Source organism: Psychrobacter raelei, assembly GCF_022631235.3.
GTDB classification, from domain to species: domain Bacteria; phylum Pseudomonadota; class Gammaproteobacteria; order Pseudomonadales; family Moraxellaceae; genus Psychrobacter; species Psychrobacter raelei.
This window is the reverse complement of record NZ_CP093310.2, coordinates 708,029-732,177: the sequence shown is the minus strand read 5'-3', so window position 1 is coordinate 732,177 and position 24,149 is coordinate 708,029. Positions and strand designations below refer to the sequence as shown.

General features: G+C 44.8%; 21 protein-coding genes and 1 pseudogene. 6 read left to right on the top strand and 16 right to left on the bottom strand.

Annotated elements, in window-relative coordinates; all coding sequences use genetic code 11:
• Positions 1 to 104 precede the first annotated feature (104 nt).
• Together MN210_RS03130 and MN210_RS03125 are read left to right on the top strand one after the other, a co-directional pair.
• Complete coding sequence (locus MN210_RS03130; RefSeq protein ID WP_338412529.1) at positions 105 to 2,138, top strand: D-alanyl-D-alanine carboxypeptidase/D-alanyl-D-alanine-endopeptidase; 2,034 nt, start codon at positions 105 to 107, stop codon at positions 2,136 to 2,138.
• Positions 2,139 to 2,218: 80 nt separating this feature from the next.
• On the top strand, positions 2,219 to 2,761 hold the full coding sequence (locus tag MN210_RS03125) for a DUF421 domain-containing protein (RefSeq protein WP_201543974.1): 543 nt from the start codon (positions 2,219 to 2,221) through the stop codon (positions 2,759 to 2,761).
• A gap of 157 nt (positions 2,762 to 2,918) precedes the next feature.
• Here MN210_RS03125 and MN210_RS03120 read toward each other — a convergent pair whose 3' ends face one another.
• Positions 2,919 to 3,365 (bottom strand): DUF2147 domain-containing protein, encoded by a 447-nt coding sequence (locus tag MN210_RS03120; RefSeq protein WP_011959832.1) that lies wholly within the window; start codon positions 3,363 to 3,365, stop codon positions 2,919 to 2,921.
• Between the two features lie 467 nt (positions 3,366 to 3,832).
• Here MN210_RS03120 and MN210_RS03115 point away from each other — a divergent pair, with 467 nt between their 5' ends.
• Positions 3,833 to 4,759 carry an N-acetylmuramoyl-L-alanine amidase gene (locus MN210_RS03115; protein WP_241879185.1) on the top strand — a complete coding sequence of 309 codons (927 nt, stop codon included), beginning with the start codon at positions 3,833 to 3,835 and terminating at the stop codon, positions 4,757 to 4,759.
• Between the two features lie 69 nt (positions 4,760 to 4,828).
• Here the strand turns inward: MN210_RS03115 and MN210_RS03110 are convergent, their stop codons facing one another.
• Positions 4,829 to 5,635: a M48 family metalloprotease gene (locus MN210_RS03110; protein ID WP_011959830.1), complete on the bottom strand. Its 807-nt coding sequence runs from the start codon at positions 5,633 to 5,635 to the stop codon at positions 4,829 to 4,831.
• 218 nt (positions 5,636 to 5,853) lie between these two features.
• Positions 5,854 to 6,048, bottom strand: a pseudogene (locus MN210_RS03105) (acyltransferase family protein); the annotation flags it as partial.
• A gap of 224 nt (positions 6,049 to 6,272) precedes the next feature.
• Here MN210_RS03105 and MN210_RS03100 point away from each other — a divergent pair.
• Positions 6,273 to 6,479 (top strand): hypothetical protein, encoded by a 207-nt coding sequence (locus tag MN210_RS03100; protein WP_241879184.1) that lies wholly within the window; start codon positions 6,273 to 6,275, stop codon positions 6,477 to 6,479.
• A 126-nt stretch (positions 6,480 to 6,605) separates the two neighbouring features.
• Here the strand turns inward: MN210_RS03100 and purL are convergent, their stop codons facing one another.
• On the bottom strand, positions 6,606 to 10,631 hold the full coding sequence (gene purL / locus MN210_RS03095) for a phosphoribosylformylglycinamidine synthase (protein WP_338412528.1): 4,026 nt from the start codon (positions 10,629 to 10,631) through the stop codon (positions 6,606 to 6,608).
• 424 nt (positions 10,632 to 11,055) lie between these two features.
• Here purL and MN210_RS03090 point away from each other — a divergent pair, with 424 nt between their 5' ends.
• On the top strand, positions 11,056 to 11,550 hold the full coding sequence (locus MN210_RS03090; protein ID WP_011959826.1) for a pyridoxamine 5'-phosphate oxidase family protein: 495 nt from the start codon (positions 11,056 to 11,058) through the stop codon (positions 11,548 to 11,550).
• Between the two features lie 128 nt (positions 11,551 to 11,678).
• On the opposite strand, the gene pgsA is transcribed toward MN210_RS03090, so the two are convergent.
• The 11 genes from pgsA to MN210_RS03035 all read right to left on the bottom strand — a co-directional run bounded on the left by pgsA (position 11,679) and on the right by MN210_RS03035 (position 22,394).
• Positions 11,679 to 12,341 (bottom strand): CDP-diacylglycerol--glycerol-3-phosphate 3-phosphatidyltransferase, encoded by a 663-nt coding sequence (pgsA, locus tag MN210_RS03085; protein ID WP_110816162.1) that lies wholly within the window; start codon positions 12,339 to 12,341, stop codon positions 11,679 to 11,681.
• Between the two features lie 103 nt (positions 12,342 to 12,444).
• Positions 12,445 to 13,323: a class I SAM-dependent methyltransferase gene (locus MN210_RS03080; RefSeq protein ID WP_241879183.1), complete on the bottom strand. Its 879-nt coding sequence runs from the start codon at positions 13,321 to 13,323 to the stop codon at positions 12,445 to 12,447.
• 81 nt (positions 13,324 to 13,404) lie between these two features.
• Positions 13,405 to 14,256 carry an undecaprenyl-diphosphate phosphatase gene (locus tag MN210_RS03075; RefSeq protein WP_011959823.1) on the bottom strand — a complete coding sequence of 284 codons (852 nt, stop codon included), beginning with the start codon at positions 14,254 to 14,256 and terminating at the stop codon, positions 13,405 to 13,407.
• Between the two features lie 81 nt (positions 14,257 to 14,337).
• The gene (gene tsaB, locus MN210_RS03070) at positions 14,338 to 15,030 is read right to left on the bottom strand and encodes a tRNA (adenosine(37)-N6)-threonylcarbamoyltransferase complex dimerization subunit type 1 TsaB (RefSeq protein ID WP_011959822.1); all 693 of its coding nucleotides are present in this window, start codon (positions 15,028 to 15,030) and stop codon (positions 14,338 to 14,340) included.
• A 237-nt stretch (positions 15,031 to 15,267) separates the two neighbouring features.
• A complete protein-coding gene (locus MN210_RS03065; protein WP_011959821.1) occupies positions 15,268 to 15,957 on the bottom strand; it encodes a YidB family protein in 690 nt (229 codons plus the stop codon).
• Between the two features lie 133 nt (positions 15,958 to 16,090).
• Positions 16,091 to 16,537, bottom strand: a complete 447-nt coding sequence (locus tag MN210_RS03060; RefSeq protein ID WP_241879182.1) for a hypothetical protein — start codon at positions 16,535 to 16,537, stop codon at positions 16,091 to 16,093.
• Positions 16,538 to 16,583: 46 nt separating this feature from the next.
• Positions 16,584 to 16,856: an FAD assembly factor SdhE gene (locus tag MN210_RS03055; protein ID WP_338412527.1), complete on the bottom strand. Its 273-nt coding sequence runs from the start codon at positions 16,854 to 16,856 to the stop codon at positions 16,584 to 16,586.
• Between the two features lie 94 nt (positions 16,857 to 16,950).
• Complete coding sequence (folP, locus tag MN210_RS03050) at positions 16,951 to 17,862, bottom strand: dihydropteroate synthase (RefSeq protein ID WP_241879180.1); 912 nt, start codon at positions 17,860 to 17,862, stop codon at positions 16,951 to 16,953.
• A 166-nt stretch (positions 17,863 to 18,028) separates the two neighbouring features.
• Positions 18,029 to 19,912 carry an ATP-dependent zinc metalloprotease FtsH gene (gene ftsH, locus MN210_RS03045; protein WP_011959817.1) on the bottom strand — a complete coding sequence of 628 codons (1,884 nt, stop codon included), beginning with the start codon at positions 19,910 to 19,912 and terminating at the stop codon, positions 18,029 to 18,031.
• Positions 19,913 to 20,438: 526 nt separating this feature from the next.
• Positions 20,439 to 21,071 (bottom strand): 23S rRNA (uridine(2552)-2'-O)-methyltransferase RlmE, encoded by a 633-nt coding sequence (gene rlmE / locus MN210_RS03040; protein WP_011959816.1) that lies wholly within the window; start codon positions 21,069 to 21,071, stop codon positions 20,439 to 20,441.
• 216 nt (positions 21,072 to 21,287) lie between these two features.
• Positions 21,288 to 22,394, bottom strand: a complete 1,107-nt coding sequence (locus MN210_RS03035) for an RNA-guided endonuclease InsQ/TnpB family protein (RefSeq protein ID WP_338412526.1) — start codon at positions 22,392 to 22,394, stop codon at positions 21,288 to 21,290.
• Positions 22,395 to 22,709: 315 nt separating this feature from the next.
• Here MN210_RS03035 and MN210_RS03030 point away from each other — a divergent pair, with 315 nt between their 5' ends.
• Positions 22,710 to 23,045: a YhbY family RNA-binding protein gene (locus MN210_RS03030; RefSeq protein ID WP_011959815.1), complete on the top strand. Its 336-nt coding sequence runs from the start codon at positions 22,710 to 22,712 to the stop codon at positions 23,043 to 23,045.
• Between the two features lie 232 nt (positions 23,046 to 23,277).
• Here MN210_RS03030 and MN210_RS03025 read toward each other — a convergent pair whose 3' ends face one another.
• Complete coding sequence (locus MN210_RS03025) at positions 23,278 to 24,003, bottom strand: CHAP domain-containing protein (RefSeq protein ID WP_011959814.1); 726 nt, start codon at positions 24,001 to 24,003, stop codon at positions 23,278 to 23,280.
• Positions 24,004 to 24,149 lie beyond the last annotated feature (146 nt).

The following is a 24,149-nucleotide window of genomic DNA, read 5'->3' as shown; positions in this document are numbered from 1 at the left end:
TTTATTTTTGGCGTCAGTGTTTATTGACCTCATCAGCAGTTATAATAACCGCTCATGACACCCCTGTTTTTTTATCCTTAAATCAACTGATACTTAGTAAGCTTATGACTGTGCCTAGATATAACTTCTGTGACTTATTGCCTGCCAAAACCTTAACCAAGATGGCAACGGCTATCGGTTTGTGCTTAGGGATTAGCCCCTTACTGTATGCTCAGCTACCCGCACCTGTGGAAGCGGCGCTTAATCGTGCTCACATTAGCACCGATGACATCAGTTTAGTGATTATGCCGGTAACCGCTACTGCAGACAATAACACTACCGCCAGTACCAAAACTGTAAAAAGCCGTCTGCCGGCGGTAGTACCGCTTAATCTAGTCCAGAAAGTCAAGGCTGAGCAGCCAGATTTGGTTGATGCTGATGAGCTGCCGCCTGAGCTTGAAAGCACCGCTTCGCCCTCAAAAATTGCCGCCCAGAAGCTGCAAACTCAGCCTGCTCAATCAAACCCTGCCGAGAAAAAAACTGCGCCAGCCTCAAGTACTGCATCTCAGAATAAATCAAGTGACCCAGCTCATAACAACCCAGCGCTGACTCAGGGCTTAGTCGATATCCCTGCTCATGAGTCAGCCAGTGACGCCCTAGCTGCTGTCAATCCAAGCACTGTCGACGACAATCAGCCCTTAGCCTATCCGCTGCGTCATTTATCTGAATTACCGCGTACCCCTGCCAGCACCATGAAGCTGATCCCTACCTTTATTGCGCTTGATCTGCTCGGCCCCAATTTTGTTTGGGTCACTCAGGCCTATCACACAGGATTCATTTCAGCCAATACTTTATATGGTGATTTAATCATCAAAGGCAGTGGTGACCCTAAGCTGACCCTTCAGCGTTTAAATAAACTATTAGAGCAGGTAAAACAGGCCGGTATTCAGCACATCAAAGGCGACATTGTATTAGACAGCTCCGTATTTCAAGGTGTGACCAAAGATCCGGCCGCTTTTGATAATGATCCACTGCGCCCTTATAATGCCAGCCCCGATGGCTTATTGGTTAACTTCAGCACCCTAGAGCTCACCGCTGTCCCACTTTTAAATGATGCTCAGCGCGGCACTGCCAAGCTATACTATAAACCGCTAATGGCCGATTATGATCTGCCCACAACCTTACCCACAGCGAGCCTAGGCAACTGCTCATCGGCCCGCTCAAGCTTGGCGCCCATATGGCAAGCACAAGGCCTAAAATTTAATAAAAGCTTGCCTACCTCTTGCGGCGCTCGCACTTTTTATATCGCCTATCCTGATGCCAAAGACTTCGCTAAACGGGTGGTCAAAGGCCAGTGGCTAAGTCTGGGCAATACCTTATCAGGCTCTATTAAGTTTTTGGGCCTCGGTAACACCGTAGCGGGCGATATGATCAATACCGAAACGCCGCTTAAGACCAACGCTGGTACTTACTTAGACATGAGCAGCAGCACCGATAAAAACGCCGTGCTGGCACAATCTGTCTCTGTTCTCCCCGCCTCGCCGCTGCCTTTTGTACGTTATCCTTCGCTGCCTTTATCGCAGCAAATTTTCGATATCAATCACTACTCCAATAACGTCATGACTGAGCAGCTAACGCTGACTTTGCCATTATTTTCAGACCCTAGCGCTGCATCTGATACCACAGGCCACGCTATAAAACCACAAAAAGACAGCTACTCTAACTACACCAAGGCACTAGGCACCATCAACCAGTGGTGGCAAAAAAATCTTACGACCCCCGCCCCTGTCATGTCTAACGGCTCAGGACTGTGCCGCGACTGTAGTGTGACTGCTGAAAATCTAGCTGATCTGCTGCAGTTCGCCTACAACCACCGCTACTTTGACACTTATGTCAATTCTTTAGGGGTGGCCGGCATTAGTGGCACCATTACTGAGCACGCTGAGCGTTTGCCCAGCTCAGCAGCCATTGGCCGTGCTTGGATTAAAACGGGCACCTTAAATAACGTCACCTCCATGGCAGGCTACGTACATGGCAAATCTGGTCAGGACTATATTGTGGTCGGTATTATCAATGGCAGCACCAACCAAGCACCTTTAAATACCTACGAGGCCCGTTATGTGCTTGATACCATGCTAGACTGGACAGCCAAGCACTAAATACCTGCAAGGGTCATCTAAACTATTATTGCTGTTTTAATCGCTTGGCTGTTTTTAACGCTTTGACCAAGGAGTACCTCATGCAGAATATATTTTTTGACAGTAGCGAGACCTTGATACGCATTGTGCTATCGTCAGTTATTGTCTATATCTGCATTGTGGCGTTTCACAAGGTATCAGGCAAGCGGTCTACCTCACAGCTTAACAACTTCGACTGGGTAGTGACTGTGATGATTGGGTCTATCGGCGCCAGTACCATTGTGCTTGATAACGTCCCCATCATTGAGGGCATGGCATCCATCGTGAGCCTATTAGCCTTACAGTACTTAGTGACCAAATACGCCGCTATCTCACCTGAGTTTGCAAACTTCATCGTCTCCGAACCACGGGTGGTGTTTTATCAGGGCCAGTTTCTACCAGAAGCCATGCGCAAAGAGCGCTTAACCCGCCAAGAGATTGAATGCGCCATGCGCAGTGAAGGGATTCATGATTATGACCAGGTAGCAGCTGTGGTGTTTGAAAGCGATGCCAAGCTCACCATAATTCCAAAGCGAGACCCCTCAGACAGACTAGATGAACAGGGTAATATAAAGCCCTCAGATACGCTCAAACCTTTGTACTAAGAGTGTACTAATACGATATTTAGGCCGCTCAAGCTACCAATACAGCCTACAAACCAGCAGCAAACCACATCTGCACAAAAAAGGTTAGACAGCTTGGCCATCTAACCTTTTTTGTGTTTACTTAAGCGGCTGTTACTCAGCCAACTTAGTTATGATTTTATTTGACTCGTGTCCAAGTTTGGCTGCGCTTAAAAGGTGTGTGCTTGATGTTACCAGTCAGCTTCAAAGACTGACCATTGTCAGCTAGGGTGACTTTACCGCCATAAACTTTGCCAGTTTCTGGATCAACCAGATCGCCACCTGACCATTTATTATTACCATCCGCTTTAAGACCGGTTAAGATAGGTAAACCCACGATCGGTTTGTTCTTTAATGAGCCTGAGCATTTTGAGCAAACTTCTTTGGCCTTTGACGCATCGTTAACTTTCACAATTGTACCGGTCACTACGCCATTAGACTCCGTCATTTTGATAACGGCTTTTTTTTCACCGGTTTTGTCATCTATAGATTGCCATTGAGTGTTGTTCAATGAGGCTGCCATTGCCGCAGTGGACATTAGGCCTGTCAGGGCCGTGGTGGTCAGTAAAGTAGTAAGAAATTTCATATCGACTCCAATTCGAAAAAATACAAATCCATTTAAGGTTAAAAGTTAAAAAAAGCTGAATCAAATAACAGCAATATTCATAACTAAATATCTAAAAAACATATCTAAAAAACCTAGCATGAATTCAGAATAGTTAGTGAACACTCAAGCTCCAGCTAAACTTGATTAACCCGATAATACCGTCCAAAAACTAAGTTGTCGAGACAAAATAATATAATTAAACTTAAATCACTGTTAACGTATAAAACCTACTTATTAGTGAAACAATCGCACAGTATTATTGCTAAGCTGTATGTTTTAGCCACTTTTACAGAGGCTCTTAACCCTGTCTATCGATAGAGGCTTTGAGATTAGTAACACGCTAGACTAGCTTGCCTTGCGCGGTTTTGCTTGTCTACATACAAACTCATTACCATTAAAGCTAAAATAGCCCCCTCTTTTATCCTACACACAGACAGAAAAAATTTATGCTTAACTTTCGCCCTAACGCACCTCATACCCCCGCCTTTTATCGAGCTAAAGCCTATTGTCATGGCCTAAATACTGCCCTTGGTATCATAAGTTTGGCAGCAGTGAGCTTAACGTTATCAGGATGTATGGGCCTACCTGCTACAACTTATGCGATTGATTCACAAAGCTATCAGGCCCAAGGCAAAAGCCAGCGTATTAAGTATATCGTATTGCATTACACTGCCGAAAATGAGCCTGAGTCACTGCGCATTTTGACCACGGCCAATGTCAGTGCCCATTATCTAATCCCAATTACCGATGACAAACCTATTTATCAGCTGGTGCCCGATAACCAGCGGGCTTGGCATGCAGGACAAGGTAGCTTTGCTGGTAGAAGTATCTTAAATGACACCTCAATTGGCATAGAAATCGTTAATGAAGGCATCCAACAGCAGTTTCGCAAAGCCAAAAATACCGACAATGATGGTTATCATCCTGCCGAGCATTATGTTGAATTTACGGACATACAGATTAAAAAAATTGCCCAGCTGGTACAAGACTTAGCGCAAAAGTATGAGATAGAACCAACGTTGATTATCGGTCACTCTGATATGGCACCGTCTCGTAAGATTGACCCTGGGGCTAAGTTTCCTTGGGAGCGACTTTATAAAGAATATGGCATTGGGGCATGGTATGAGGAGGCCGATAAGCAGCAATTTATGACAGAAGGCTCTTTTCAATCAGCCACTGTTGCCGACATTCAGCAGATGCTCAGTGATTATGGCTACGACATCACGCCTAGTGATGAATGGGACCGATCTAGCCGCAATGTGGTGTATGCATTTCAATTACATTTTCGGCCACAGAAACTTACCGGACAAATGGACTTAGAAACTTATGCTATTTTAAAAGCGCTTAATAAGAAGTATCACCATGCAAATTAAGCGCCTTGATGAACCTATAAGCTGGTGCACGGCCTGCTTATAGACTAAATAGCGATGAGCCGAAATTGCTTATTTTCCATTAGGGGCTTTAGCAGCGGCTTGATAAATTGGTGTCACTTCAGGCAATAGTGCTTGTATTTTATTGATACGCTGCTGAGAGTTTGGGTGAGTAGACATTAAGGTAACAACCGCATTGCTGCGACCATTTACCGCCTCCATTTTTTTCCACACAGAGATGGCTGCCTCTGGGTTATAGCCCGCTTGAGCCATTAGATGCAGGCCGCCGGCATCAGCTTGTGACTCTTGACTGCGAGAAAATGGCTTGTCGATACCTAAATCACTGAGCATACCGATAGAGTCTGCGCTTAATCCGGTCTTAGACTGTATCGCTGCACCCCCTAATTGCAATGCCAATCCGGTTAAAATCTTTTGCCCTGCATCTTTTTTGCTGTGCTCTTGTAAGGCATGCGTCATCTCGTGACCAATAATGGCCGCAATCTCTGCATCATTGAGATTAAGCTTTTCTACAATACCGGTATACACCACCATCTTACCGCCTGGCATTGCCCAAGCATTAAGCTCAGGTGAGCGAATGACTGTCAGCTGCCAGTCAAAAGGAACACCTGTGGCATTGGCACGATCTGCATAAGGTCTTAAGCGGTTAAAGACCCTATTAACTCGCACGGCTGTGCTCGACGTTCTATCCACTGCCCCTTGACTGCTTGCTTTAGAGACTACTTGACTGTAGCTTTTTGCTGCATCCTCGTTGAGTGCTGCCGTGTTATATCCGGCTACATCAGCGACGGTTGCACAGCCCACCAAAGTGGTCATAGTTGCGGTTAAGATAGAGATTTTCAGTTTGCCAAATACAGCCATAAAATATCCTTATAAAAAAGAAGTTATTGGGGAAAATATCTAGGCCCTTACAAAACCAGCGGTTTTAAAGAAATTTAAAACCGAGGAGTCAACGTTGATGCTTATATAATATATGTTGATTCTATGTAACTAATATGTCTAAATTATTGCCAATAATAAAATTATCACATAACTAAAAACCTGTCTACCATTAAGTTTAACTACTAACAGTTATTTTTATTATAATAAAAAATCAAAAAGCAGTTATTTTCGAGCCCGCGAAAAATAATGCCTGTCATCAAAAAACCTGAGATAACAAAAAACACATCAACACCAGCAAAGCCACCAGGCATCCATGCAGGATTAAAGTGAAATAGTACAACCGCTATTACCGCAATTGCTCTTAAGCCGTTGATATCTGTTCTAAATTTCATAAGTTGATTCTATTGATTGATAAGTTTTATTGACGCATGAATAAAGGCAAATACTCGCTATTATAACCATAGCCACTACAAAGCGTAGGCTAGTATTTAATAATGGTGGTATCAAGTAAAAACGCTCCCAGTAACCGCAGGTAACGCTCTGGCTAATTGGCAACATTAAGATGATAAAATAGATCACTAATACCTACTGTAGATTACCTAAAAAGGAGCCTGTCATGAGTGACTCACAACCAGATTACTCACAACCTGAAGCGCTAGAAGCTTATTTTAAACGTAAGGCAGAACAAGAAAGTCTAGCGCAAGCACAGGCGGAGCAAGAGGCAAAAGAGCTGTCCGCCTATGACGCCTGTGTGCTAAAGGAAAGTGCGCAAGTCAAAGAGTTGATTGCGCAGGCGCAAGCAAAGGATGGGCACAAGGATTAAAGCCAATCTCTTGTGTGATATCAGTAATAAAAAAACAATAAAAAAGGTGAGCCATTTTATGACTCACCTTTTTATTAAACGTTAGATTTACTCTACTCTGGTTAAAAAAGTAGCATCAAAACAATACTAGCGTAACCAAGCACGGGCATTACGGAACATACGCATCCACGCGCCATCATCTGCCCACTCATCTGGCTTCCAGCTGTGATTAACTGCTCGTAGCGTACGCTCAGGGTGTGGCATCATTAAGGTGACACGACCGTCAGTACTACAAATACCTGTCACACCGCCCAATGAGCCATTCGGGTTCAATGGGTAAGTCTCGGTGGGATTACCTTGGCTATCGACATAACGCATGGCGATCTGACCATGATTGGCCATACCGTCAATCTCTGACTTATTTAAGGTAGCAAAGCCTTCACCGTGTGCCACAGCGATGGGTAAGATGCTGTCTTGCATACCTTTTAATAAGATCGACTTAGTGCGCTCAATTTTTACGTTGACAGTACGCGCTTCAAAGCGGGCTGACTTATTGTAAGTAAAACGTGGGAAATTCTCCGCGCCTGGGATTAAGTCTTTTAACTGAGCCATCATCTGACAGCCGTTACACACGCCTAAGCTGAAAGTATCCGGACGGGTGAAGAATCGCACAAATTGCATACGCAGCTCGTCATGGAACAAGATTGAATTGGCCCAACCTGAGCCTGCACCCAATACGTCACCGTAACTAAAGCCACCACAGGCCACCAAACCATTGAAGTCGCGTAAATCAATACGACCCTCAAGTAGGTCACTCATATGCACGTCAACTGCATCGAATCCTGCACGCACGAAGCCGGCTGCCATTTCTAATTGACCGTTCACACCTTGCTCACGCAAGATAGCCACTTTTGGCTTATTGGGGCGGCTGTTGAGATAAGGCTCATCTACTTTTTGATTTAAATCAAAGTTAGCTTGAGCAATCAGACCATGGTGATTAGGATCAGCGATTAAGTCAAACTCCTGCTGCACGCACTCTGGGTTATCACGGCGTTTGGCAATCTGGTAACTCACCTGAGTCCAAGTTTGCTGTAGATCACTGCGGCTAAATACCAAGGCATCATCGCCTTGATGTAGCGGTGTAATTAGGGTTAATTTATCTTGATTGGCGCCGCCTACTGGGGTCTCAATGGTTTGACCAATGAGGCTTAACATTGCCGAAACGTTGTGCTCTTCAGCCAACGCCATAACAGCGTCAATATGCTCAGGCAGTACTTGGATCACTGCACCAAGTTCTTCAGCAAACAGCTGGCCTAAGAGGTTGTCATTGCTTAGGTTTAGGTTAATCGCCAAGCGATTAGTAAACTGCATCTCAGCCACTGTTGCCAATAGGCCTCCATCACCGATATCGTGATAAGCACTGATAACGCCTTGCTGGTTACCGGCCTGGATAAAATTAAAGAAATTAATTAAATCTTGAGGGCTGGCTAAATCAGGGCATTCATTACCCAGCTGGCTTTGGGTTTGCGCTAAGATTGAGCCACCCAATCGCAGCTTACCTTGCGACAAATCTAGACGGTATAAAGCAGCATCCGTATTTTTTAACTCAGGCGTTAAAGTTTTATTGACATCAATCACCGGCGCAAAGGCAGTAATGACTAAGCTCATGGGGCTCACAACAGCTTTATCCACGGCTTGACCATCCACCTCATCACTCCAGCCTGCGCGCATAGATAATGAGTCCTTACCTACTGGAATTGCAATGCCCAAGGCAGGACACAACTCTTCACCTACGGCATATACTGCATCAAACAAGGCTGCGTCTTCGACATCTTCACCGCAAGCGGCCATCCAGTTAGCTGATAACGTAATGTCTGAAATCTTATCGATACGCGCGCCTGCGATGTTGGTGATGGCTTCAGCCACTGCCAAGCGTGCCGATGCGGCAGGATTGATTAATGCCACAGGTGGACGCTCACCCATACTCATGGCCTCACCGGTATTGGCCAGTAAACCTGAGCTGGTTACCGCACAGTCGGCCACAGGCACTTGATAACGCCCCACGTATTGATCTTGGGTTACCATACCTGTGATTGAGCGATCGCCAATACTAATTAAGAATGACTTGCTGGCTACCGTTGGGTGACGCAGCACATCATGCACCGCCTCTTTGATATCAAAGCTGTCACCAGCATCAGCGAAATCAAGCGGAGCAAGGATTTTTTGTTCACGCTCGAAGGTACGCTTCATTTGCGGTGTACCGCCAAGCAACACTTGCATCGGCATATCAACCGGTTGCTCGTCTAATAATGCATCATCCACTTGCAGCTGACGGATGGCGGTTGCGGTACCTAAGATGGCATAAGGGCAACGCTCACGCTTACAAATGGCATCAAATAAGGCTTCGCTCTCAGGGCGAATGGCAAGCACATAACGCTCTTGTGCCTCATTTGACCAGATGGCCATCGGTGACATGCCCGCCTCTAGTGAAGGAATTTGACGTAAGTTTAGCACCGCACCCATGTCGTGATCATTGACCAGCTCAGGCATAGCATTTGATAAGCCGCCTGCACCCACGTCATGGATAGACACAATCGGGTTACCATCTTTACTGGCAGCGCTCGCCTCAATGTCATTACCTGCAAGCGCCCAGCAGCGATCGATCACTTCCTGACAACGGCGCTCCATCTCAGCGTTATCACGTTGTACAGAAGCAAAGTCTAACCCTTCATCAAGCTCACCACTGTCTACTGATGAGGCTGCACCGCCGCCCAGACCGATTTGCATCGCAGGGCCACCCAAGACGATAAGTAAGTCGCCCTCTTGGATGCTGTTTTTTTCAACCAAGTTGCGTTTGATGTTACCGTAACCACCAGCAATCATGATCGGCTTATGATAACCGCGCATCTCACTACCATCTTGATTCGCACTGGTATCTAATTGGAAAGAACGGAAATAACCACAAAGGTTAGGACGACCAAATTCGTTGGCAAAATTGGCTGAGCCTAGCGGCGCTTCTGTCATAATCTCTAAGCTTGACGCCATGCGCTCCGGCTTACCATAGTCTTTAGTGCTAAATTGACCTGACTGCTCCCACTTCTCTGGCATATCTGGCAGGTGTAGGTGTGAGACGTTAAACCCAGTTAAGCCCGCTTTTGGTTTGCCCCCTCGGCCGGTTGCACCTTCATCACGAATTTCACCACCGGCACCGGTTGATGCGCCGGCATACGGAGCAATAGCGGTGGGATGGTTGTGCGTTTCGACTTTCATTAAGATGTCGATGTGCTCATTATGAAAGTCATACTGGTGCATTTGCGAGGATAAAACATCTTCGCCCAGCTCTTTTTGAGGCAGCGGATAAAAGCGCTCAGCTTCAAAGCCTTGCATCACCGCAGCGTTGTCTTTATAAGCTGACAAGATACCGGTAGGGTTTTTTTCATGGGTGTTGCGAATCATTTTAAACAGTGATTTGGGCTGCACTTCACCGTCAACCGTCCACTCTGAGTTAAAGATTTTATGACGGCAATGTTCTGAGTTGGCCTGAGCAAACATCATCAGCTCAACGTCTGTGGGGTTACGTTTAAGCTCTTCACCATAAGCCTGCATTAAGTAATCGATATCTTCTACCGATAGCGCAAAACCAAACTCTCGGTTCGCCGCTTCTAAGGCACTGCGGCCTTGGCCAATGATATCCACATGCTTGAGTGACGCTGGTGTATGATCATCGAATAATTGGCTCAACTGATTTAAATCATAAACCAAGCTTTGGGTCATACGGTCATGTAAGATTTGCTCAGCTTGTTTTGGTAGTTTCGATGGCAAATCCTCGCCAGTTAAGGTAAATACGATAACGCGCTCAACACGTTCTACTGCTAACTCACAGTTATTAAAGATGTCGGTGGCTTTACTTGACCAAGGAGAAATGGTACCAAAGCGTGAGCTAACGATGACTTGGCACTGGCCGGCACTGGCTGTGATAGCGGCCACTTCTTCGCCTTGATTTAATAGGTCTAAAGCCTTTTTACGCTCAGCATCGTTAAGTTCGCGTGATAGGACGTACACTTGTTGTGTATCAATACCTGTCACCTTGAGGGCCGTCTGGCTATTTAACTGCTCAATTAATTGTTGGGCTTTGAACTCGGTTAAAAAACGGTGTCCAGCGAGGATCATCATAAGGCAAATTCCGCAGTGTCTGAGTAGAGTGTAGAAACGAGATTAATGAAAACAAAAGTTGTCACAGTGAACTGATACGCCTGTTTATAAGGCAAGCTTTTGGCAGTCCATAAAATCCTTGGCTATTATAGCAAGAAGTTACGCTTAAGGTGCTAGTGAACCACCTCATAAAACAGCTTTTGATGGCAATTATTATTTTATCTACTCTTTAGCAGCATCTAGTACAGTGATTATTAGATAACCAAAAGATAATCTTACTTAAATTAACTAAATAAGCCGCTTTTTTACAAAGGCTCACGTGCTCTTACAGGGTCAGGGTATCATTTGTTTGACCAGCCATTTAGCATAAACACTGTGTTAAAGATATTTATAAAAATTCAAAGACAATCAACCAATAACGATATTTTGATATAAGGAAATTATTATGAGTAAACAAGACCACATTGACCTTATTCGTGAGATTGTAAAAGAGGTTAAGTTTGCAATGTTCACCAGCATTACTACAGAGGGGCATTTGCACGCGTGTCCTATGACCACAAGTGAGACCAGCCTTGGCGCCCGTGAGATATGGTTTATTGGTGATAAAACCACTCAGGCCGTTGATAATATCAACAACAATCCGCAAGTAAATTTATCTTATGTTAGCCAAGATGGCAAAGACTATGTGTCTATTAATGGCAAGGCGGAACTGGTAGATGATAAAGCCAAACTTGATGAGCTGTGGTCCCCTATTTACAATGCCTTTTATGAGCATGGCAAAGAAGATGAAAACGTGCAGCTGATTAAAGTGGTGCCGAATGGTGCTGAATTCTGGCGCAGTGGCAACGGTATTATTAATGCCGCCAAGTTGGCCGTAGCAGCTGTTCAAGATGGTAAAATAGCCGACAGCTTAGGCGACAATGGTTCTGTTGAATTTTAAGCCAAAACAGCTCAGCTTCATCTCAAAATATGAACAAAAAAGCCCCAACCAATTGCAATTGGTTGGGGCTTTTAGTGATTGGTAAGCTGTGGATTTGATTTACTCATCGCTCAGCTGCAAGTAATTGACTAGTTTTGTTTGAGATAAGGCCAAGCCGCGCGCATATAGATCATCATAGACCATAAGGTTAATACAACCGCTGCCACCATCAAGCCATAGCCTAACAACTCCAGTGACTCTATATTAAGCAGCAGCACAGTAATGGCTATCATTTGGAACGTAGTTTTCAACTTACCCACATAGGACACCGCCACGCTAGTACGGGCCCCAAGCTCTGCCATCCACTCACGCAGCGCAGATACCGCAATCTCACGTGAAATAATAACAATGGCGGCAATGGCCATAATAATATTAGGATGCCACTGCACTAATACAATCAGCGCCGCAGCCACCATCAGCTTATCTGCCACTGGGTCTAAAAAGCGACCAAAGGCGGATACGATATTCATTTTTCGGGCCAAATAACCATCTAACCAGTCGGTAATGGCTGCCAACACAAACAATAAAGTCAACAGCAAATGGCGCAGCATGCTGTCACTAAACGCATCCATATTCATACCAATATTGGCAATGGTATTGTCCGAAATCATCGGCACACCAATACCTAAGGCTGGCGGCCAATAGGCGATCGCCACAAACAACGGAATCATCGCAATACGGGCAATGGTTAAGTTATTAGGCAAATTAAAAATGCTAGATTGTGAATTTGACTGTATAGGTGTTGGGCTCATAATAACTTTTAGACAGCGTTTGGTTTCATCTAGCTTAGCATTTATACCCAGATTTAGTAAGCCCCAATCGGGTATATCTAAACACTATTGTTAACTTAATAAGCTATAAATAAGTAAAGTAGGCATCGAAGCGTACCACGTCGTTTTGCCAACTTTCATTGGCAGCTTGTGAGGCAAAAACAGGTGCCTGTATTGGTCTTTTGACCACCACTCGTCCCCCAGGGGCCACAAAAGATAAGGCCAGACTTAATAAGGCCTGCTCTTCTTTAAGGCTAGGTGGCTCAGCAATCTGGTGTAGTGCCTGCATATGCTTACCCACCTTAGCACCTTTAGAGCTATGCGCATAGCTGCTCTCTGGGAACATAGGGTCTAGATAGATGACGTCAAAGGCGTGGCTGATAGTCTGGGCTTGCAAGTCACAGGCAGTCGGTGCAGGCTGCATATATTCAGTAGACTCTGCACAAACTATGTGCAAGCGCGCCATCAGTTTTTGCCAATTGGGCTGCTTGGCCATCATCTGCTGCTCATACTTGAGCAATAATACCATCAAGGGGTTGCGCTCAAGTAAGGTAAGCTGGGCGCCACTACTGGCCAAAATCAAACTGTCATGACCAAAGCCTGCAGTGGCATCAAGCACCCGACTGCTGGCAGTAAGCTTGGTGGCTTGCAGCAGCAATTCTGACTTTCTGCCGGCACTGACCACTCGACGCTGTAGGCTATTCCATTCTGGCGAGACACTCACCCCATTAGTCAGCAAGGTCAGTTGCTGCTTGTCATCTATCACCAGTAGCGGCTGCTGATACTGCTGACTGAGCTGTTTGCGTATTTTTTGAGTCAGCTTTTGCTCACTGGCGACCGCCTCGATACTCAGCGGCAGCTTAGCCTCTACTATCAGCTGCTGCAACGCTTGAATCAGTATCAAGGCCTGCTCAGCAATAGACTGAGGATAAATAAGCGTCACACAAGATATAGGCGAAGTCATGGCTGGCGTAAGTCCCTGTTTTGCAAACTGATATTTTGAAAGCTGATATTTTGAAAATTAATGCCTTCTCAATTAAGGCGACTAACCCTGAATGGTATAACCAAATATCCAAGCCACCAACAGCACTATGATACCTGTGATAATGCGCAACCAAGCAAATATGGTAAAGTCACGACGACTTACCCAATCTACCAGCCAGCGGATACACAACAAACCCACCACAAAGGATACCAATACCCCAACACCCAGTATCAGCCAATCTTGACCACTACTGAGTACGTCTTTGTGTTTTAATAAATCCAGCAAGCCGGCACCAATAATCACGGGGATGCCTAAGAAAAAAGAAAACTCTGCCGCGGCCTTGCGGGACACACCCAGCCATAGCGCACCGATAATGGTAGAGCCTGAGCGCGATGTACCAGGAATAAGCGCCAAACACTGCATAAGACCAATCAGTAGCGCTGTTTTTAGACTCACATCTTCTGCCTCTTCAGCAATCACCGGAATCTGCTTACGCTCAACATAGAAGATAAGCAGGCCCCCTAATATCAGCATAATCGCTACAGTATAAGGGTTAAATAGATACTCTTTGATTTGATCGGCTAACGTAAAGCCGACAAGCATCACCGGAATGGTCGCCACAATCAGACTAAGCCCCAGCTGACGGGGGTTTTTTAGCGCATTAGGACCTTCAGACTTACCCGTTATCAGACCCATTAAAGCATGCCATAAGCGCCCCCAATACTCATAAATGACTGCCAAGATAGCGCCCAGCTGAATGACTACGATAAATAAATCGGCTTTTTCTTTGGTCCAAAAGCTCATCAAGTCGGCAGAGAGAATCAGATAACCGGTACTGGATATGGGCAAAAACTCAGTAATGCCCTCGACGATACCCATGATGACGGCTTTGAGAATGAGTAGTAAATCCAAAATAAGTGCTCACTATAAAATAATAAAAATAAAAACTTCGCTCAACTAAACCTGTCGCTTAGACCAACTTTTCTGTGTGACTTAAGCTTTGCCCTGCTCTTTGAGTGTTTTCCAAGCATTATTGCGCAAATAAACAGGCAGAGCTTGATCTGCACTGACACCACCTGATACTAAATACTGGGCAATACCCAGCTTAGCTAAGCTCACCGCATCAGGAATAATCTCAGCAAACAAAGGTTGATCCTCCACTGCATGCAGCAAAGTTGCGCCGTTACCAGCAATGGGCAGCGCCTTATCGGTGCTTTGATCATAATCAACCAACCTCTCCTCACTGCCCTCTACCTGAGTCATCACCTGAACATCTGGCGTGCCTTGCATTTGGGCAAGCTGATACTCTCCAAAATAGACCTGCTTCATGCGCGCATCTAACGCGGCATAGACCTGCTGCACACCTTGTTTATCAAAGGCCGCCTGTGCAATGGCTGCTAAGCTTGATACCCCAACGCAAGGAATATTATGCGCCACAGACAACGCTTGTATTACTGCGGTATTAATTCGAATACCACTAAAAGGGCCAGGGCCACGGTTGAAAATTAACGCCGTAATATCTGCCAATTTAATTCCCGCTTGCTGTAAAGCGCTGTCAATCATAGGCAATATCTGCTGGGTTTGATCACGTTTACCGGTTTCGGTGTGATCACTGATGACTTGTAAATCTTGGCTCACTATCGCCACAGAACATTGATCAAAAACGGTATCTATTGCCAAAAACATGGGAGCCTCTTTATACAACTAAAAAATACAAGCAAAAATATAAGACAAAAAATCTAATCTTGAGTGAACCAAATAAGTGGCAGTATCATACCACTGCACATGGCTTTGATAAATCAGTAGTTGGTTCCATTTATGCAACCCACCTCATTTGCTATCAACTAAAAAAACCAGACCACTCATTTAGTAATCTGGTTTTGACCATTTTTATGTTATTAACCGCCAATCAAGACTCATCTCTTATTTTGGCAAGCTGCCTGAGATTTGACGTAAGATATCTTCAATCTCTTGGTTGGCTTCTTGCTCTTTATCTAAGCCGCCGTTTGGGGTCAATTGGTTAACAATCTCAGGCAATAGCTCGGCTAAACCTTGGCGTACTTCTGTATCATCTGCGCCTGTCTGGCTACGAACTTGCTCAAGCTCTTGCTCATCAAATAGTTTATTGATTTGGTTGGGGTCAAGGTTTTGGTTTTGTTGCTCATTGCTCAGCCAAGATTGCGCCTGATGGCCAAAGCCTAAGTCTTGGATCTTAGATAAAGCACCAGACAAGCCGCCATTGCGCTGAATCCAATTAAGTGCAATAGGCATCAGCGCCGCTACTAACATGGCTTTACCACCACCTGCGCGAGCACCGCCCATGCTACCGCCACCTAAGACGCTACCCAAGATACTGCCTAAGCCACCCGTATTGCGATTGCCGCCCATACTACCGCCCAGAACGCCGCCTAATAGGTCATCTAAACCGAAGCCATTGTCCTGTGCTTGGCTTTGATGCGCTTGATTGTTGCCGCCTAAAACACTCCCTAAAATATCCCCTAAGCCGCCCGTAGCACGTGGCTCGATACGCTGATTAACCGGATTGCGCTTGGCTTCATTAGGATCCAATGCTTGGCGTGCCACCTGAGTGATTAGATTGCCGAGTAGACTCATAATATCTCCTTAGTAATTTACAAAATAGGTTACAAATAACATGCCCCTACTATAGCAAAGCTTAGCGCTTAGTGCGTTAGCAATTACATTTACTTGTTATGTAATTTGTATATCAAAAGATGGTGCTGCGTTATTAGCGCCACTGAGCCAATACCATCAAGCGCCGCCAAGTATCCACTTGAACTTGATCTTGCCAAAGCACGACTGTCTTTTTTTGCACAATAGGATAATGAGTCACAAAGCTCAGCTGCAAGCAGTGACGTAAAGCATTGGCACTTACCAGCTTTGCCTCCCAAAGTACCGGCGCTGCACCAGCTGCCTTAGCATTTGCCCCAGCTTTATATAAAAGCTGCCAGCCTTTTGTCATATCATCACAATCACTGACGCTAATGTGTAACGGTGTATCATGAACGTAGAACACCATAGCAAGCAGTGCACTGCTTAAAAGCAGCACCATAATCCCGGCCCAAGTCACCAAGGTTGTCACTATCAACAATACCGGCACAGCCAAAAAGGTTGTGGCATATAAAAGCCGCCAACCACTCTTTGCGGCAATGCAAGAGTTGAGTTGACGGCTCATAAACAACATACCTTACGGCAGGCGTTGGTATTTATAGACTGAGCATTTAAGATAGATCACCATGCTGCAGTTTTTTGAGCTTTAATACCAACTCACCCACTTTGGCATCGTCTGGCGTATCTTGATTCATGAAATAATTCAATAAATCAGGGTCTTCATAAGTCAGCAGCTTAGCAAAGGTTGCTTGCTCATCTTCATCTGCGGTTAGATAGTACTGTTTGACGTAAGGATCAATATAAAAATCCAGCTCTTTTAGACCGCGGCGAGCTTGGTAGATAACACGTCTTTGTTCATTGGTGGGCTCGAGCTGTGTGCTCATAAGACACTCCTAACTAAGTAAAAAAAATAAAAATAATATAGCGATAAAAGCCAATGCTTTGAGGTAATACGGTTTTAAAATTTATAATGTATTGTTATTGGCTCAATTGCTGCCACAAAGCCAGACCCTCTACGCTTAATCTGACATTATGAGTGCGTATAATACTAGCGCCTTGCTGTACTGCTAATAATGCTGCAACCATACCCACGCCATCTCTATCAGTTGCCATATGATCATCAAAGATACCGAGGCCGGTATGGGTCAGCACCTGACCTAAAAAGCGCTTACGTGAGACACCGAATAAGATGGGCAACTGCAATTGATGCAACTGCGACATATGATTTAATAACCGCTTGTGGTGCTCATACTCTTTAGCAAAGCCGAAGCCTGGATCAATAATGAGATTATGTGCTTTTACGCCAGCTTGCTGAGCTGCCTCAATTCGTACCTTAAGCTCAGCAAGTACTTCACTGATCACATCTTGATAATGGGCTTTGGCATTCATGGTAGTAGGCTCACCGCGCATGTGCATCAGTACCACAGGGATATCGAGCTTGGCCGCCATCTCAAGTGCGCCCTCCCGAGTCAATGCTCGCACATCATTCCAGATGTCAGCACCCGCGTGCACCGCCTGTTCAATCACTGTCGGTGAGCTGGTATCAATAGACAGCCACAGCTTATCACCGAAGCGTTCACGAATCGCTGCAACCACAGGCACTACGCGCGCGCATTCTTCTTCTTCGCTCACTGGACTGGCATTTGGCCGAGTTGATTCTCCGCCGATATCAATAATAGTGGCACCCTCTTGAATCATGCGTTCACAGTGCCGTATAGCCGACTCGATATTATTAAACTGCCCACCATCAGAAAACGAGTCAGGGGTCACATTCAAAATACCCATTACTTGAGGCTGAGACAAGTCTAGCTGTTTATAGCCGCTAGCGATACCTGGCTTGGTAGATAAAGGCGCTTTAATTTTAATATTAGGAAGACAATGTAGTTGCATAATGGCTCATCTGTTTATAATTATTTTGGCAAATACTCCATAGATTTCATCCGCTATTCTAACAGATATGTCGCCCGGTGGCGGCGCATAAAAAAAGGCCTTTTCATTGAGAAAAGACCTTTTTTAAGACCACTTAAATCTACAAGTTGTGAGATAGTCTAATACACTACATTGCAGGTAAAGGTGGCGGTGTTGGACCTGAAGAGCTGACTTCCTTTTTTGGGGTAACATCTTTTTCTTGATAATTGCGAGGTGCACGTGGCTCATTACCTGCCAAGATATCTTGCAATTGATCTCTATCAATAGTTTCCCAATTCATCAGCGCTTCAACCATAGCATGCATCTTATCTTTATTGGCTTCGATAATCTCACGAGCGATGGCGTACTGTTCCTCTAAAATACGACGGATCTCTTCATCCACTTTTTGCTGTGTAGCTTCAGAAATAGCACGGGCACCACCGCCGAAATAACCTTGAGAGGCATCATCATCTTCATAAACCATCACCCCCAATGCATCTGACATGCCATACTTAGTCACCATAGCGCGCGCCATTTTAGTCGCACGTTCAAAGTCGTTTGATGCGCCTGTGGTCTTTTGATTAACAAAGACCTCTTCTGCAATACGCCCGCCAAATAAAATCGCAATATCATTCAACATCTTTGACTTATCTAAGCTGGTCTGATCAAACTCAGGCAGCTGCCAAGTCACACCCAGTGCCCAACCACGCGGCATGATGGTAACCTTATGCACAGGATCGGTGCCTGGTAGCATCTCAGCGACTAGAGCATGGCCAGCTTCGTGATAGGCGGTCGCACGACGTTCTTCTTCACGCAGCACCATAGACTTACGCTCAGGACCCATAAATAGCTTGTCTTTGGCATCCTCAAAGTCGTTCATATCGACACTGGTCTTATTACGACGAGCAGCAAATAAAGCAGCTTCATTCACTAAGTTTGCAATCTGCGCACCACTAAAACCTGGCGTACCACGAGCAAGAGCATTCACATCTACACCAATGGTTGCTGGCAGTTTGCGTAAATGCACCTTTAAAATCTCTTCACGGCCTTTGATGTCTGGTAAGCCCACATGCACCTGACGGTCAAAACGACCTGGGCGTAATAAGGCTTTATCAAGTACATCAGCGCGGTTGGTGGCAGCAATAACGATAATACCGTCATTACCTTCAAAACCATCCATTTCTACCAGTAGCTGGTTTAGGGTCTGCTCGCGCTCATCATTACCCCCACCCATGCCTGTGCCACGGCTACGGCCTACGGCATCAATCTCATCGATAAAGATAATACAAGGCGCATTCTTTTTGGCTTGCTCAAACATATCACGCACACGTGATGCGCCCACACCAACGAACATTTCAACAAAGTCAGAACCTGAGATTGAGAAAAAAGGTACTTTGGCTTCACCGGCAATGGCTTTAGCAAGTAAGGTTTTACCCGTACCTGGTGGGCCCACCATTAAGATACCACGAGGAATGGTAGCACCCAATTTGGTGAATTTGTCAGGGTCTTTTAAGAAATCGACCACTTCGACCACTTCTTCTTTGGCTTCTTCTGCACCGGCCACATCATTAAAGGTCACTTTAATTTGGTCTTCACCCAGCATTTTGGCTTTAGATTTACCAAAGCTCATGGGGCCACCGGCTTTACCGCCAGCGCCGCCTTGCATATTACGCATGAAGAACAAGAAGATACCGATAATTAGCAGAACAGGGAAGCTTGCAATTAATAACTGCATCATAATGCTTTGACGCTCGGGGGCTGCCCCTTGCACCTCAACCTTATGCTCACGCAACGTAGGCATTAACTCTGCGTCCGCCACTGCAGGAAGAACGGTCTCGAACTCCGAGCCGTTGACTTTTTCGCCAGTGATTTGTTCACCGTCGATCTTGACGCTTTTTATTTGGTCCTCAGTGACTTGAGTTACAAACTCAGAGTAATTGAGCGTATCAGGCTCATTACTGCTATCAAAGTTGCTAAATACCAGCACTAATACGCCGATAACAACTAGCCACAATAAGGTATTTTTTACCATGTCGCTCACAAGCTATACCATCCCTTACTTGTTGATGTGTTCAAAATTCTGCCTAATCTAGCATTATAGCATGAGGCAGAAAAACAATGACGGCCCGTCACCTTGTTAATACACCCGCTTAACCTTATGTCAGATGACACAATTTTGGTTAAAATAAAAGTAATAAAATCAAGGTTTTTTAGCTAAAACATTCTACTCAAATCGGTTAATAGTGGATTACTGTTAAGACATAACCCGCTTTAAGATTGAGCAGTTTCAATACATCTGACTTACATTGAGTTAAATTACGTCATTTAAATTTTTATAATACTTGACCAAAATTTAGCTGAGTTAAACTGTATGTTTTAGCAAACCGTTGCTTCTACCTACCTTTATTAGGTCAGTATAAGTATTTATCAAGCATAAAACAGATAATTATCCACCTGTTGCATCAATAAAGTCTAAATATTAGCTACTGTATTGATTATCTGTTGTCGGTGTGAATGGGATTATGCGCATCATGAGCAACGCTCAGCGCCATACCGCTTTATTTGGTAGCTACCCAAAACACCTCTTTTGAGCGCGGACGAGAAGCGGCAGGCTTAATGGTGCGAACTTTTGAAAACTGAGACTGTAGCTGCTGGCGTAATTGCTGCTCACCCTCGCCTTGGAATACCTTCATTACCAACGACCCACCTTTTGGCAGTACGCGCAAAGCAAAGTCTACTGCCAGCTCACACAGATAAATCATACGTGGCTGATCTACGGCGGTATGCCCTGACGTATTGGGTGCCATATCAGATAACACCACATCTACCTGTCTGTCACCCACTTCACTCATCAAGCGATCAAACACGGCCTCCTCTCTGAAGTCACCTTGAATAAAGGTGACATTCTCTAAGGCATCCATCGGTAAGATGTCTGAAGCGATGAGTATGCCCTCATCCCCTACCAGTCTGCCTGCCACCTGTGACCAGCTGCCAGGGGCACTGCCCAAATCAACCACCGTCATCCCTTTTTTAATGAGATTGGTTTTTTCGTTGATTTCCAATAGTTTATAGGCAGCGCGAGCGCGGTAACCCTCTTTTTGCGCCAATTGCACATAATGGTCATCCAAATGCTCTTTCATCCAAGCCTTACTGCTTTTTGATAGGCCTTTATTGGTAATACGTGTCGCCAAAATATCCTCACTATATTTTCAGACAATTCATAACTAAATTTTAATCTTAATTCTAGCATTATTTGCCCCAATAAAGGGGCTAACTGGGCGGATGGCTAGCAGTTAATCCTTCATTGCTGATCGTTTTGACCTTGATTGATATCAGCGAGTTATCCTCACTGTGGCCTAAAGCTCACTCTGACTTAACTTCGCTATTTTTTTGACTTCCTCCCCTCGCTAAACCGAGGGGATTGCTACAGCTAGACGGTCAAGCCCGACCGCAAGGATGTTCTTAGCAGCATTGATATCTCTATCATGCCATGTGCCACACTCAGCACACCTCCATCCTCTTATTCCAAGACCTGCTCTACCTTTCGGACTACTGTCACTTATTTGGCGGCAGCACGAGCAGGTCTGGGTAGTGTAACTCTCATTTACCATCTCAAACTGACAACCTGCATGCTTGCATTTGTATTCCAGTTGTCGTTTGAGTTCAAACCATCCTGCATCGTATGTCGATTTAGCTAGGTTGGTCATCGAATTGGTAAATGAGCGTGATTTAACATCACCAACCACAATCAAGGCATTGCTCTGCACAAGCCTTGTGGTGAATTTATGAATTAAGTCTAATCTCGTATTTTTAATTTTGGCATGAATTGCTTTGACACGCTTTTTATTCTTAGCACGTTGAGCGATGGCAAGCTTTTTAGCCCATTTTTGGGTCTGCTTAATAATTAGCTTGTCACCATTTGATGTGGTAGCAGACTCTTTTAAGCCTAAATCAATACCAACGCTACCCTTACCACTCACTTGCTTAGGAAAGTCTTTGACGGTAATACAGGCATACCAACGATTACGACTGTCTTGCACTATCTCAAGCGTATTGATTTGATATAGACTTAGGTTGTAGCTATCAAATATATCAATGATGAGCTTTTGACCTTTAGATAACGATAATTGAATGGTTGATTTCAGTGCTTTTTTACCGCTTTGCCTTGTGGTAAGGTGTTTGATGGCTGATTTCTTAAAGGGTATCCAGCCTAGGCTTTTGCGTTTGGCATCGGGTCGGTTGGTTCGCCAATTGAGTTTGGCTTTTTTAAACTGCTTACGAGATTTGGCATGAGTCTCGTTAATGGCTTGCAGAGTTTGCGAGTGCAAGCCTAAATACTCACCACTGCCTTTGGTGTATTGGCTTAAATCATAGGCCCAAAAGTACTTACCTGTGCGTCTTAAATGCTCAAAGCTTAACGCATTAACATAGTTCCACGCATAGTTAACACTCCCAGCTAGTTTGTTTAGCTGGTTTGCATGTTTGTCTTTGATGCGTAGCTTGAGTGTTTTCATAGGGTCAGTATGGCGAGGTTAATTTTAACTTGCAATACTTTAAGTACTGATCACGACAGTGTGTGTCGCCTTATATCCACCCCCTGAAGTGGGTAGTTTTACGGCGACCGGTGATAAAATGCAAAGAGTTAATACAAAGAATTTATAGCCATGTCAATTTTTGAGACAATCTAATCATGCAAGCGCAGTCAACTTTCTTTATAATGGCAGCGGTTGAGATAAGCCTTTAGATGACTAAATTATCGGTTTGTCTTTTTATCACGTACATTTTTCAAGGCTGGCATAGTTAGGCCTAATAATTAATACTGAGACATTATGAGCACTGCAAAAAACACACGCAAAACCCTAGATAGCACTGAAGTTCGCCGCCTAAAAGGCATTGGTCATGAGCTTAAGCCCGTGGTCACTATCGGTAACAAAGGCTTAACCGAATCAGTGCTAGAAGAATTAGAGCGTGCCTTAAACGATCATGAACTGATCAAAATCAAAACCCCACCAGGCACCAAAGAAGAACGTGACGCTTTTAGTGATGACTTAGCCGCCAAAACTGGCGCTCAGCTTATCCACAGCATCGGCCGTATGGCGCTATTACTTCGTCGTAACCCCAATGCCAATCCTAAGCTGTCAAATCTAAGCCGCTACAGCGACTAGTCTTCAAAGGCTTATTGGCTTTATTTAAAAGCTGTTATGCCAAGTTAAAAAGGCCGCTCTGTATGAGCGGCCTTTTTTTGTGAGTAGCCAATGCTGTTAGAAGGGTTAGCCGCTTTGACATCAACCATATTGATATCAACCATAAATGTCATAAACTGCCGGCACAAAAAAACTCAGCTTGTTGCTGAGCTTTGATGTCTAAATACATTGCCATAATCTATCAAGCTTAGGCTTAATCCATTGCTAAGTAGATACCTTCGTTTGATGCATCGTTTGTATAACGGGCATCGCGCCATGTGGTATATGAATAGGCGTCGCTATAAGGGTTTTTTCTAGGCTGAATAAAATCTGATACCCAAGTGTTACCATCAAAAATTTGAATGTGGCCATGTGGGTGCTTAGATGAGCGGTTGTACACCACTACGTCACCGACTTGTGGTGGCGCGTCATTGCTGATTTTAACGAAGCCAGCTTCTGCTAGAGTGCCACGAGTGGCGTATTGATAAGCTGAGGCATTGGGGGTGAAGCTATAACCTGCAGCTTGTAATGCTTGACGTACGTAGCGAGCACATAAACCTTGAGTTCTTGAATGAGCGGCACGGGCTGCACGGGCTGCGGCTAGCGCGGGTGGTGCTGAACTATCGATACGAGCTGCTGAGCGAATAGGACTATTGGCTGTGGTGGCAAATGTGGTCGCTGAATACTTACTTTCTAACTGTCTAGCAAGCTGAGCTAACTCATCGCTCTTTTGACTTGCTTGACTGGATAAAGATTCAATCTGACCGATACTTGCACTATTTCCACTAATGTTTGAGTAAACTGAGACTCTCTTGATAGGTGTATTATTAACTGAAGCTAATGAAGAGCTTGCAGATGGTTCAAAAGTCTGTTGAACCGTGGCATTTACTTGTGTGGCACTTAGCCCCATTAACGACAAAATAATAAGTGACTTTTTCATAACGCTCCCAGAATTAATCTTTTTAATGTACTATTCAACCTACCTGTCAAATAGTCTTCTAATCTTCATTTAATAAATAAACGTAAAACAAACGACCTATCGAAACAGTCTGTATTTAGACCTAGCAACCGTTTATGCTATTCATA

Excerpts from the sequence above, each read along its gene's own strand:
- MN210_RS03130 (WP_338412529.1), top strand. The coding sequence starts at position 105 with ATGACTGTGCCTAGATATAACTTCTGTGACTTATTGCCTGCCAAAACC.
- purL (WP_338412528.1), bottom strand. The coding sequence starts at position 10,631 with ATGATGATCCTCGCTGGACACCGTTTTTTAACCGAGTTCAAAGCCCAA.
- ftsH (WP_011959817.1), bottom strand. The coding sequence starts at position 19,912 with ATGGTAAAAAATACCTTATTGTGGCTAGTTGTTATCGGCGTATTAGTG.
- MN210_RS03065 (WP_011959821.1), bottom strand. The coding sequence starts at position 15,957 with ATGAGTCTACTCGGCAATCTAATCACTCAGGTGGCACGCCAAGCATTG.
- MN210_RS03025 (WP_011959814.1), bottom strand. The coding sequence starts at position 24,003 with ATGAAAAAGTCACTTATTATTTTGTCGTTAATGGGGCTAAGTGCCACA.
- MN210_RS03125 (WP_201543974.1), top strand. The coding sequence starts at position 2,219 with ATGCAGAATATATTTTTTGACAGTAGCGAGACCTTGATACGCATTGTG.
- MN210_RS03055 (WP_338412527.1), bottom strand. The coding sequence starts at position 16,856 with ATGAGCACACAGCTCGAGCCCACCAATGAACAAAGACGTGTTATCTAC.
- folP (WP_241879180.1), bottom strand. The coding sequence starts at position 17,862 with ATGCAACTACATTGTCTTCCTAATATTAAAATTAAAGCGCCTTTATCT.
- MN210_RS03060 (WP_241879182.1), bottom strand. The coding sequence starts at position 16,537 with ATGAGCCGTCAACTCAACTCTTGCATTGCCGCAAAGAGTGGTTGGCGG.
- MN210_RS03110 (WP_011959830.1), bottom strand. The coding sequence starts at position 5,635 with ATGGCTGTATTTGGCAAACTGAAAATCTCTATCTTAACCGCAACTATG.
- MN210_RS03100 (WP_241879184.1), top strand. The coding sequence starts at position 6,273 with ATGAGTGACTCACAACCAGATTACTCACAACCTGAAGCGCTAGAAGCT.
- MN210_RS03090 (WP_011959826.1), top strand. The coding sequence starts at position 11,056 with ATGAGTAAACAAGACCACATTGACCTTATTCGTGAGATTGTAAAAGAG.
- pgsA (WP_110816162.1), bottom strand. The coding sequence starts at position 12,341 with ATGAGCCCAACACCTATACAGTCAAATTCACAATCTAGCATTTTTAAT.
- tsaB (WP_011959822.1), bottom strand. The coding sequence starts at position 15,030 with ATGTTTTTGGCAATAGATACCGTTTTTGATCAATGTTCTGTGGCGATA.
- MN210_RS03120 (WP_011959832.1), bottom strand. The coding sequence starts at position 3,365 with ATGAAATTTCTTACTACTTTACTGACCACCACGGCCCTGACAGGCCTA.
- MN210_RS03080 (WP_241879183.1), bottom strand. The coding sequence starts at position 13,323 with ATGACTTCGCCTATATCTTGTGTGACGCTTATTTATCCTCAGTCTATT.
- MN210_RS03115 (WP_241879185.1), top strand. The coding sequence starts at position 3,833 with ATGCTTAACTTTCGCCCTAACGCACCTCATACCCCCGCCTTTTATCGA.
- MN210_RS03030 (WP_011959815.1), top strand. The coding sequence starts at position 22,710 with ATGAGCACTGCAAAAAACACACGCAAAACCCTAGATAGCACTGAAGTT.
- MN210_RS03035 (WP_338412526.1), bottom strand. The coding sequence starts at position 22,394 with ATGAAAACACTCAAGCTACGCATCAAAGACAAACATGCAAACCAGCTA.